Annotated in this window: 14 protein-coding genes, 1 other RNA gene and 1 pseudogene; 1 reads left to right on the forward strand and 15 read right to left on the reverse strand. The window is 38.3% G+C overall.

Going from position 1 to position 10,902, the window contains the following annotated elements; genetic code table 11:
- Positions 1-119: 119 nt before the first annotated feature.
- From ssrS to FYJ57_RS01810, 10 genes and pseudogenes are all read right to left on the reverse strand, one after another.
- A non-coding RNA gene (gene ssrS, locus FYJ57_RS01765) (6S RNA) lies at positions 120-300 on the reverse strand.
- Between the two features lie 118 nt (positions 301-418).
- Complete coding sequence (gene thrC / locus FYJ57_RS01770; RefSeq protein ID WP_154431305.1) at positions 419-1,912, reverse strand: threonine synthase; 1,494 nt, start codon at positions 1,910-1,912, stop codon at positions 419-421.
- A 323-nt stretch (positions 1,913-2,235) separates the two neighbouring features.
- The gene (locus FYJ57_RS01775; protein ID WP_118568537.1) at positions 2,236-3,078 is read right to left on the reverse strand and encodes a cell wall hydrolase; all 843 of its coding nucleotides are present in this window, start codon (positions 3,076-3,078) and stop codon (positions 2,236-2,238) included.
- 423 nt (positions 3,079-3,501) lie between these two features.
- Complete coding sequence (locus FYJ57_RS01780; RefSeq protein ID WP_154431306.1) at positions 3,502-4,773, reverse strand: site-specific integrase; 1,272 nt, start codon at positions 4,771-4,773, stop codon at positions 3,502-3,504.
- A gap of 47 nt (positions 4,774-4,820) precedes the next feature.
- A complete protein-coding gene (locus tag FYJ57_RS01785; RefSeq protein ID WP_154431307.1) occupies positions 4,821-5,015 on the reverse strand; it encodes a helix-turn-helix domain-containing protein in 195 nt (64 codons plus the stop codon).
- A gap of 881 nt (positions 5,016-5,896) precedes the next feature.
- Positions 5,897-6,610 (reverse strand): TraX family protein, encoded by a 714-nt coding sequence (locus FYJ57_RS01790; protein ID WP_154431308.1) that lies wholly within the window; start codon positions 6,608-6,610, stop codon positions 5,897-5,899.
- A gap of 36 nt (positions 6,611-6,646) precedes the next feature.
- Positions 6,647-6,721, reverse strand: a pseudogene (locus FYJ57_RS16170) (rubredoxin-like domain-containing protein); the annotation flags it as partial.
- A gap of 386 nt (positions 6,722-7,107) precedes the next feature.
- On the reverse strand, positions 7,108-7,482 hold the full coding sequence (locus FYJ57_RS01800; protein ID WP_154431309.1) for a DUF6262 family protein: 375 nt from the start codon (positions 7,480-7,482) through the stop codon (positions 7,108-7,110).
- 27 nt (positions 7,483-7,509) lie between these two features.
- Positions 7,510-7,932, reverse strand: coding sequence for a DUF6262 family protein (locus tag FYJ57_RS01805; protein ID WP_235904324.1), 423 nt, complete (start codon positions 7,930-7,932; stop codon positions 7,510-7,512).
- Positions 7,922-8,218 carry a tyrosine-type recombinase/integrase gene (locus FYJ57_RS01810; protein WP_328597418.1) on the reverse strand — a complete coding sequence of 99 codons (297 nt, stop codon included), beginning with the start codon at positions 8,216-8,218 and terminating at the stop codon, positions 7,922-7,924. Before FYJ57_RS01810 ends, FYJ57_RS01805 begins: the two co-directional genes overlap by 11 nt.
- Positions 8,219-8,293: 75 nt before the next feature.
- Between FYJ57_RS01810 and FYJ57_RS16480 the strand changes: the two genes are divergently transcribed.
- Positions 8,294-8,443 carry a group II intron reverse transcriptase/maturase gene (locus tag FYJ57_RS16480; RefSeq protein ID WP_235904330.1) on the forward strand — a complete coding sequence of 50 codons (150 nt, stop codon included), beginning with the start codon at positions 8,294-8,296 and terminating at the stop codon, positions 8,441-8,443.
- On the opposite strand, the gene FYJ57_RS01820 is transcribed toward FYJ57_RS16480, so the two are convergent.
- From FYJ57_RS01820 to FYJ57_RS01840, 5 genes are all read right to left on the reverse strand, one after another.
- On the reverse strand, positions 8,397-8,618 hold the full coding sequence (locus tag FYJ57_RS01820; RefSeq protein ID WP_154431311.1) for a DUF6664 family protein: 222 nt from the start codon (positions 8,616-8,618) through the stop codon (positions 8,397-8,399). The genes FYJ57_RS16480 and FYJ57_RS01820 overlap by 47 nt on opposite strands.
- A 115-nt stretch (positions 8,619-8,733) precedes the next feature.
- Positions 8,734-9,468: a DUF4240 domain-containing protein gene (locus FYJ57_RS01825; RefSeq protein ID WP_154431312.1), complete on the reverse strand. Its 735-nt coding sequence runs from the start codon at positions 9,466-9,468 to the stop codon at positions 8,734-8,736.
- 57 nt (positions 9,469-9,525) lie between these two features.
- Positions 9,526-10,155: a hypothetical protein gene (locus tag FYJ57_RS01830; protein WP_235904334.1), complete on the reverse strand. Its 630-nt coding sequence runs from the start codon at positions 10,153-10,155 to the stop codon at positions 9,526-9,528.
- A gap of 9 nt (positions 10,156-10,164) precedes the next feature.
- On the reverse strand, positions 10,165-10,332 hold the full coding sequence (locus FYJ57_RS01835; protein ID WP_154431314.1) for a hypothetical protein: 168 nt from the start codon (positions 10,330-10,332) through the stop codon (positions 10,165-10,167).
- Positions 10,333-10,727: 395 nt separating this feature from the next.
- A partial coding sequence (locus FYJ57_RS01840) for a transposase domain-containing protein (RefSeq protein ID WP_205839889.1) occupies positions 10,728-10,902 on the reverse strand: 175 nt, incomplete at its 5' end.

Consider the following 10,902-nt stretch of genomic DNA (forward strand, 5'->3'; position numbering starts at 1 on the left):
CTGTTCTCTTAATAATATTTTGTACCAGCCCTCAGTCTTGTCCCAACAATGTTCCGACTGTTATGCAGCTGTACTATTACATAAAAAAGGAGTCATATCATGACTCCCCATCTTCCTTTTATAACCCCGGAGTGCCGTTTCCCTTTTTTTGACGCCTAGCGACTGCTAGGTGGGTGACCGCAGTATCTCTTTTGTCTTCCGCTGCATAATGACGGCCTGACATCCAATCAACAATATAGGAGTCCCATAAACGTAAATGTAGGTTCAAAATAAAGAGAGGGTCGCACACCCCAGGTGTTACTTTTTATTGTATTATACCCTAGTCTATGTTGTATTTCAAGGAATAATGTACAAAAAATTCAAATTTTTGATGAATACTTTAGGTCACAGTGACCGAAGGGCCTGTTTTCTTTCTTCATCACTGAATGCCGAGAATTTTCTTCACTACAACAGGCATCTCCGCTACATCTGCTACCGTATTATGACGAACTTCAGCGTTACGGATTTCTTCGATTGCATTCGGCACTGCCACACCGGAAATTTCTGATAACTGGTCGATCAGTTCAAAATCTCCCATAGCTGCATATTTTCCTTCATCAATTGCTTCCATCACGCTTCTTGTAAACTTATATGGGCTTGCTGTAGAGGCGATCACAGTTTTAGCTGTATCACCTGTTTCCTCTGTATACTTTTTATACACTGTTGCAGCTACACTGGTATGTGTATCGATCACATAACCACAGTCTTTATAAATTTTACGAATCGTTTCAGCAGTCTCCTCTTCCGTTGCATAGTTGCCATAGAAATCAGCCAGCTGCATCTTCATTTCATCTGTGATATGATAAACACCATCTTTTGTCAGTTCTTCCATCAGAACTTTATTTTTCTCCGGATCATTTCCTGCGATTCTGTAAATCAGACGCTCCAGATTGCTGGAAATCAGGATATCCATAGATGGTGATGTTGTCAGAATAAACTCTCTGTTTCTGTCATAAGTTCCTGTAGTAAAGAAGTCAAACAGTACTTTATTGTCATTAGACGCACAGATCAGTTTTTTAATCGGCAGACCCATATTTTTTGCATAGTAAGCGGCCAGGATATTTCCAAAGTTACCGGTAGGAACTACTACATTAATCTCTTCACCCTGCTGGATCTGTCCTGTTTTATACAGATTTGCATATGCATATACATAATACACAATTTGCGGAATCAGACGGCCGATATTGATCGAGTTTGCAGAAGAGAACTGATAACCAGCCTCTTCCAGCTCTGCTTTCATCTCAGTGTCGTTGAAGATTTTCTTTACGCCAGTCTGCGCATCATCAAAGTTTCCGCGGATCGCAACAACGTAAGTATTGTCTCCTTTCTGAGTTACCATCTGTTTTTCCTGAATAGGACTCACACCGTCTTTCGGATAAAATACGATAATTTTAGTTCCCGGTACATCTGCAAAACCTGCCATTGCTGCTTTTCCTGTATCACCGGAAGTTGCAGTCAGAATTACGATGTCATTGGTCACACCGTTTTTCTTCGCAGCTGTTGTCAGCAGATATGGAAGAATCGACAGAGCCATGTCTTTGAAAGCTATTGTAGATCCGTGGAATAATTCCAGATAATAGGCACCATCTGCTTTCACAAGAGGTGCAATGACATCGGTATCAAACTTCTTATCATAGGCAGACTGAATACATTTCTTCAGTTCTTCTTCTGTGAAATCAGTCAGAAAACGACTCATTACTTCGTAGGCAACTTCCTGATAAGACATCTGTGCCAGCTGTTCCATAGGGACGTCCAGTACCGGAATCTGATCCGGTACAAATAAGCCGCCATCTTCAGAAAGACCTTTTAAGATTGCATTGGATGCAGTTACTGTACTTCCATTTCCTCTGGTGCTTCTGTATAATACTTCCATTCTGTACACTCCTCACATATTTTTATGCTTTTATGTAGTAAATCACTATAGTTTAGAATTATAACACAGGTCACTTTTTATGGCAATCCTATTTTCTTTGATTTACATACCTGTATATTTATGTTTTTATGCGTAACTATTCAGTAGGCATTATCCCGTGAGGTGTTTTGGCATAAATATGCCAAAATCCCGAGACATACAAGCAAAAATGCCATCACCGAAGGTGATTTTAATTGCATTTTTGCTCGTAACTGTGAAGGTACTGAACAGTTACTTTTATGCAACTATTCAGCAGGTAGTATCCCACGAGGTGTTTTGCAATCTCAAATATAAAAGCTGTGTCCACCATGTGCAAACAGGAATGTCAGTTTTTCATCAAACCACTTCACGTTCTTTTCATCTGCCTGATCTTTCGCAATAAAGTACAAAGCTCCCTGCGACAGATCATCACCATCTATCGCACGATTTACTGCTTCTCTGGTATCATCCGAAACAGTCACTGTATAGATTCTGCCATCTTCTGTCGGCGAAAACTGTGGGCTTCCACCTGTCCGATCCCAGATCACAGATGTTACATTATCAGGGAACTGGTCACTCGAGACACGGTTCAAGATAACATTCGTTACCATGATCTTTCCGTCCAGATCTTCTCCTCCTGCCTCCGCTTCCACGATAGCAAGGAGATTCTCATAGTCTTTATCTGACATACGCATCTGTTGAGTCAGATCATCCGCCTCCTGATCTGCGGCTTCCAGTGCCTGAATCATCCTGGTCCCCACATCCAGTTTTGCTACGGTTTCTGTCCGAATCATCCACTGTCCGACAAGAACAGTCTCACAGGGACCTCCAACAGCCCGATAACTTTTTGTAAGTCCTTTTGTAGCCAGGATTCCATCGATTACCCCTGCATAACCACAGGGGATCGTCCCGTCAGGATCATCATCCCCGGTATCTGATTCTTCCTCTTTTTGGCCGGATGCTTCCTGTGTGACTGTTATTTCTCCCATTTGTTTTACGATCATCGGCTTGCTACCCATCAGGCTTCCAACAGCCGCGATAACCACCGCTGTACCTGCTCCCACTGCCAGACATTCTCTTTTCCGTTCTCTGACTGCCCGCAGAAGCATCGCCCGAAGGGAATTCCAGACCTTTGTTAATCGTTCCATTTCTATTCCTCTTCGTTCTTTTCTTTTTCATAATTCTGTAATATTTTATTCATAATTATAAATATCCGTAAGAACAAAGTCAATAGAATCTCTGTTTTTTCTACTTATTTCACGAATTATCTCCCACTTTTTCATGAATAATGCTGGTTTATTTGATTATCGACCCACTTTCTTTTATTTTTCGATATATTTTAATATTTTAAAACATTTCCAATCATTTCGTAACAACTACTCTTTTAACATAAGAAAACAGGGGCAAGATGTTACATTTCTGCAACATCTTGCCCCCTGATTGTTTTCCTTTTATCGGTTATTAATTGCTGTAACCAGCGCATCAATAGATGCACGGATTATATCACAGTCTATCAAACAAAGCCCAATTTATAGGCGTTTCCGCCATTTTTTAATCGTGTGTACACACCGTCATACACTATTTTTTCGAAAATCAATCGGAATGACTTTTTCATTCGTATCATTTCGATCTTTTGCGTAATAAAAATTGTATTTCTTACATTCTTCTTTTAAGAATTCCGTTGATGGATGCGCGTATACGTTTAACATATCCAAGGTTGCATGCCCCAAAAGTTTTTGAATCGCATTAGGACTCAATCCATACTCCACACACCTTGTAGCATATGTATGACGAAAAATATGGGGGTGTAAAACAAGCAGTTCTGGATCTCTATGTTGCATTTCTGCCATAAATACCTCTTCCTCATTCACTCGATTTACTCCCTGTAAACAATACACCCATGCTTCACCTGGCGTCAAGCTTTTCCCAGTCTTAGTTGTAAATATCAATTCTGGATATTCTTCAAGCAGATAGTTTGTTGATCCCCATTGACGATTTCTGGTTTTATCCTTATCTTGTTTTGTTTTCCATTTAAGGAATTTATATGCCACAAAATCACTCAGTGGAATTACTCGTTTACTTGTGTATGACTTTGGAGAAGTGATATAAGTTCGCTCTTTCCGCAATTTTTGATTTTTCCTATCATACTGTTTCGTTCTGAGTAATGTTTTAGATATGGAAATGGTTTTATTCTCAAAATCTATATCTTTCCATTCTAATGCACATGCTTCACCAATACGCATACCGGTATATAATAATATGTAGAATAATTCCGCATAGCGCTGTCCAGAGATAGCTTCGAAAAATTTCTTTTCCATCTCGGGAGACAACGGGACGATCTGTTCCTTATAATCAATAGGTAATATGACACCTTCACATGGGTTTCGTAGTATCATATCATTTTCTATTGCTTTTTGTAATAATCCTTTGAGCAAATTTTTACTCGATAAAATCGTTTTATATGCATATCCTTTATCATACAAATTATTTATCGCTTTTTGCACATGTGACTGACGGATATCTGCAACCTTTAAGTGTCCAAGATCTTCTTGAATTCTTTTATAGTTGTTTGTTCTGGCAACAATCGTAGTATCTTTAACATTGATACTATAATTTTTCATCCAAAAATCATAAAACTGATCCAGTGTCCAATTGTTCAGGTTGGTTACACTGTTCGTTTCATATAAATGTTTCATTTCTGAGAATTTCTTTTTTAAAGTTTTTAAGTCAAATTCATATATGGTATGAGTTTTTCCATCAACGGTAAAACGAGCCATATACCTTCCATCTTTTCTTTGCGTAATTCCGTTTCCAAGTTCTTTTCCCTTTAAATCTTTACCCATTAACCGCTCCTTTTCTGAGCCATGGAACTCTTATCGTTTACTTAGGTTTATATTCCTTTTTCAAGCCATTTTTCGAATTTTGGTTTGTAGATATAAACTCTGTTTCCTATTTTCTTTTTAAATGTACAGGAAGGTTCATTTAACACCTTTCGCATAGTGTTATAACACAACCCAGTGATCTGGCAAGCGTCTTTAATAGTTAATAATAATTTGTCGTTTTCATTTGAATATGTTTTTCTCATATGCATTATCTCCTTTTGTATCATTTGATTTTGTATAAAATATGGTTAAAGTATTTCTTTTTATCCCATAATATTTCTTTTGCATATTCACTAGATACATGTGGTTTTAGCATAATTATCATATTCGCATGAATAATAAGCTCCGACAATATATCGTATTCCTTGCTGCACATATAGTTCGTTATTCTTTCCTTATTCCATATACCAACGTGAATATACTTTTTCTTCCTTCTTTTATTGTTTCATAACTAAAAGTATTATTTTTTCCTACTTTCTTTCTTAATCAACCATTCACTCCTTTCTTTCCTGCTTAACAAAAACCTTCATATCGGTCACATATTTCTTTCCTCCGTTTCCTTTTTCTCCATACTGTGAATAGTTTCACTTCAAATATGGAAAATCAGGGCATCAAAAAAGAAAGAGAATGCACATCTGATCCTCTTTCTTTTCTGACGATTTATCATATGATATATTTTATTTTCCGCCGTGGCAGATGAAAAGTACTTTAATCATAGTTTTGTTTCTCCTTGTTTTGCCCCGGAATGCCCTGTTTTGCAAGGGTTTCCGGGGATTTGTGAAATGTGTGTATTGGCTGACATCTTGGCAAAATAGGGCAAGATGGAGCAAGTTGTTGTGGGCTGTTAGTAGTAAAGTTGGTAGTAAAACGGGATTTGGTTACTACTAAGCAATTTCTATCTTTCCTTTAATCACATCCGGCGAATGTTTTGATGTCATTTTATAATCAATACTCTCTGGAACATCATGAAAAATAAGAACAGACGGAAATGCCATTCGGGTATTGTGTTTTAAATAGTTAAGATGAAAAGTCCTCAAATATAGAAGCGAAAGGGCGTAAATGCATTCACATTTACGCCCTCTTTTTAAATTCCAAGATACATTCTTATGATTCCTAAAATCAGCAAATGCACCGGATAGAAAAGATAATTTACTAACTTATTCTGTTTTCCACGCTCTCCATTGTAAGTAAGTGTCAGTCCAAATCCAAGCAGAGCCCACGGCTCTTTAAACATAGAGATGTAACAAAACGGAATTCCAAGTGCCCATCTCTCATGAAAAATATAACAGAAATAACCGATCAGTACCGCATGATGTTCGTAGTCCAGACTTTCATTCATTGCTACAATGCACAACACCGCTACAATGAGAAATGATACGAAATACCACAAAGCCTTCGGTAGTGACGCCATCTTTTCTTTCAGTACATCGATCACCCAGATCATAGCAAGCACAAGTGCCAGTGTAAACATAATATTGTTCCAGTTGATTTCAACAAATCTAGCCGATGTGCACATATCAAACGGAACCTCTGATATCACTCCAAATACAAGAAGTGTAACTAAATATCTCCATTTAGTGCTTGTGTGGAAATATCCTTCCACAAGAAGGAAGATAAATATCGGGAAAGCGATTCTTCCTAAAATATCAAAAAAATCACTCAATCGATTCAATGCTCCTCCATCCAGATTTGGATAGATCAATGCCTTATTCGTATGGTCAATGAACATCGATAAAAAAGCGATATATTTCAATTGCGCTCCTGAGAATATCTTGATTCGTTCTTTTATATTGTTCATAAGTTTTTCTTTTCAGACACCTTTCTTAATTCTATTCTAGTAATTTTCTGCGTGAAGCTCAAAGTAGCTCTGTGGATGCGCGCATACCGGACAGACTTCCGGGGCTTGCCCTTGAATTCCTTCTCCACATAGCAATGTTCATGTTTGCCAACCAGCTTATCGCCCATATCTACCTTCAATTCTTCTGCAACAGTATGTGCTATTCTCTTTGCCAAGTTACTTTTGATTTCATCGTTTCGTCCCGGCCATAGTTTTACAATCACATGTGGCCTATTTTCCCCCTCGCAATCTAATGAAATCGACAATAAATTTAGCCCCCTGTCTGATACCTCTTGGTACACGCCTTTTCTTCCTCATACGCACTCTGTATAAACTGTTTCTTCTGTGCATTTATCGTACTTCTTCAGCTTTTTTATATATACAAAAGCAGTAGACTCAAATTGTAGCCTACTGCCTTGATTATTTTCCTCTTTAATTTTTATATAGTACATTTCTGATTACTGATTACCTATTTGACTCAATTCTCTCAGTTGCTGCTTAAGTTTCTTATTTTCTTCCAGAAGTTTTTGTTCTAAACTCTTTAATTTTGTAATCTGAATTTTCAAATTTATTATCTCATCTTCAGCCTCTATCGCTCTTATTATTTCCATGCTATTACATGGCATTTGCTGTTTACTTCTGGCATTATCTAATACTTTTCGTACTTCTTGATTCCTGTAAAAGAAAGATTTTGCAAATCCAGTACGTTTCCTAAGTTCTTTCACAGTTATCCTCTCTTGGTTTTCAAGCATCTTCTGAATTTGAGTGATTGCCATTTTTGCTTTTTTCCTGCTCTTTTCTTTATTTATGGCTACTATTTTATCATATTTCATTGGGATTCATCCTTTCTCCAATGACCTCTACAGTCTCTTTAATAATCCGATTTCTTTTCTTCCCAATTGCTTTTTTAAATTTTCTACTTCTTTGATTAAACACTCATTTTGTTCCAATAATTCTTGATTTTTTAGCTGTAATTCTTCATTCTGTGCTTTTACCTTTCGAATTTCACTTTTTAAAATCATGAGCGTATTGTTCATAGCTTTATCGATAATCACTTGTCTCGGATTATAACAAGCACCTTGGTTCCTTATTGCGTTATCCAGTTCTTCTCTAATCAGTGGATTCTTATAAAAAAATCCTCTTGATAAACCTGTTTTGCGAACCAATCCTGCAACAGTCACACGCTCCATATTGCTTAACATATCTTCGATAGCCTTCCTCGCAATTTCCATCTTCCTTTGACTCTCAGCTTGTGTAATCTCTACCATCTTGTCATATTTCATAATCATCCCATCCTTCTATGATATCTAATAGGATCATGTCCATTTTTTCTCTTGCAGCTCTCGTTTCGTCTGCCATCAGCTTATTTCCGATTTTCCGATAATGGTGTACCGAATATATGGAGGTATGCCCCAGTAACTTGGCTATCATCCAGTCATCCACATGCATTTCTGTCAATTTCTTTCCATAGCAGTGTCTAAAGATATGAGTTCCAAACTTCAGAAATTCACCATTATCATCCCGGATATCTTCTTGGCGTATCATTTTCATAATCTGATTTTGAATCATGGTGCACTTAGGATTAGGTATGATGAAAATGGCAAAGAAATATGGGATTCTCACCACAGAGGCAATATGGTTCACATGACCGATGTGGAAATAGTATCACAGGTGAATGCCGAGATTAGAGGTATGTATAATTACTATTCGATAGCGGAAAATGCAACAGTCATCAAAAACTTTGCATTCATCTTGGAATATAGCATGTATAGTGTTCTTTTTCGTTTAAAGTAACTGTTCCATCCCCATCCACCACTTTCAACAGCATTGGATAATCTTTGATCAATTTCTTCTGCCGTTTTTCTATATCCTGGTATTCCGGATGTTCTTTTCTCAGATAATTTACGATCTGCTCGCCCACTTTCATTTCTATGGCATCCATCCACAGTTCTTCTAATTGTACATGCATTCCGCTTCGCTCCCTTCTGATTCATTGTGTTCTATCAAGCATTACACTATACCATTTTCGGCTGAGAAAGCTATTCACAGAATGCGACAAGATTTTCTTCCACAGATCGTGCAAACTACCTATTATCGCTATCTGGATGGATCGTTTCGCTTTTGGGGTTTATCCCTATTTTTTGTTTCACCTTTTTAAGTTTCCGCACCTCAGCTGCCCCTTTTTCTACCATTGCTTTCAGCTCCGGCAGTGAAGTATTCCAAATGGAAGAATCTTTGCTGAAAAAGCGGATACCATGCGTTTTCATAATCATGTCGCCTATTTCGGGATATACCGTAACCACATCCGGCGGCTGCAATGGATACTCAATCAGGGGATGATATTTGATCTCCCCGGATATTTCCTCCAGCACCCTTTCTTCCATTTCCGGTGTGCAATCTTCATAAGCACTCCGTCCGGTCAGTTCATGATAGGCTTCATCCCCAACATAATTAAGTGATTCAAATACACAATCTCCATTCTTTTCTACCTTTGCTAAAGAATCCGGATTCTCCAGTGCTGCCATATAGACATTTTTTCCCTGTGCGATCAGCCATGCTCTGAAATCAATAAATCCATCATCTGAACATCCATACTCTTTTATAAGTGTGGCTGCTGTCCAAAGCCCATATTTATTGGCTGCGTCTTGGTATCCGTGCATAATCGCATGAAACTGCAGGGATTGCTCCGACGGAATACTTAACAGTTCTTTTTTGATCCAGGAAATTGATGCTTTCATATCCTGTCCACACTGCTTTCTCATTTCTTCAATGAACTGCCAGAAAGTCTCTTTGTTAATTTCAGTTATTCCACTGCTCATATCAAACCTTCCTCTGTAATAAAACATTCTCTTTTATTTTCCTGTGACTAACCACCGTTATCTATCCTCTCTTTCTTTTTTCTTGTCTGCTTTTTTCGGCACCTTGTCCTGGCTTATATCCTCAAAAAAATACTCCGCCAGATGCTTCATCCCCTCGAAAGACTGTTCATCAGGCATGGCTATCGAAATAACTACGGCATCTATAAATTTTTTCCCATTTATTTCACGGTACAGTTCCTGGTAATCACCCCAATAACCGTCCCCTCCTGTCTTAATATCCTCATATCGCCCGTCAACCTCAATCAGATAACATGCCGTATCAACGCCAATTTCTTTTCGATCTATCTTTTGTGACGCATACATCTTTCCACCCATGTATATGGAAAGATACTGCTCCGGGGCAAAATAGATCGTCATTGTCCTGGCTATAAATCCCGGATACTCTGGATGCTCCGTTTCCACCAGCGACACGCCTGCCTTAAATCCCGGCTGTGGTCTGTAATCAACCACCAGCTTCTGAAGTTTCTCTGGATCATTTCTATAATCCTCAAAATACATGGGATCTCCGAATTGAATCCGATCGGGGCATTTGATTTTAATTGCCTCTTTTCTCATTCTTCTATCATCCTTTCCTAAAATAAATAAAACGCAGTAGGCGCTGTTTTCATTACACCTCTGCGTTATCAATCGATTTTATTATTTTTCTGATTTCACTTTTACCGTGCTGTCTTTCCATCTTTTTAAAAATTCTCTCATACCTCTTTCTACGCTGCCCGCGTCTTTTTCCAGACGAAGGCAGCGGAATCCCTGTATGTAGTTCATCTCCATAGTGCTGGTTTTCAATCCACCATAGTTTCTTCCCATATGCTTTCATATTTTGGTCTCTACCATATCCTTTCACAGTTTGTCCTTTTGTGTTCTACCAAACATTACACTATATCATTTTCTCAAAAAAGCTATTCGCAGAATGTGACAAGAACCCTTACAGCAAATTGTGCAAGCCACCTACAATTTTTTACCGCTCCTCGCCACAGCATTCGTCTCATTCCGTCCAAGTTTTTATTGTCCAGCATGACAACAGAGAAACAATCATAGCATCCAAACACCGTCCATTAATCGCCATGTAGTATTCCTCATAGGATTTTCAATATCGTTACCAACCATTCTGATATTTAATAACTTTGAAATCTTCTTTATGTAAACGCTCCATAGCGTGTACCTTTACATGTAACGGGCTGCTTTTGCAGCCCGGATAAATGTTACTTGTTTTTTCGGATACGTTCCGGGAGTGCTGGTGACCATGGCAGCAGATCATCTAAAAATGAAAGGTTGTGGTCATCCATATGCTCCGGTATCTCGTGTAACAGATGTTCAAAGTATTCGAATGGCTTCAGCCCGTTTGCTTTTGCCGTTTCAGCAATGCTGTAGATAACA

Source organism: Oliverpabstia intestinalis (assembly GCF_009696065.1).
Classification (GTDB): Bacteria; Bacillota; Clostridia; order Lachnospirales; family Lachnospiraceae; genus Oliverpabstia; species Oliverpabstia intestinalis.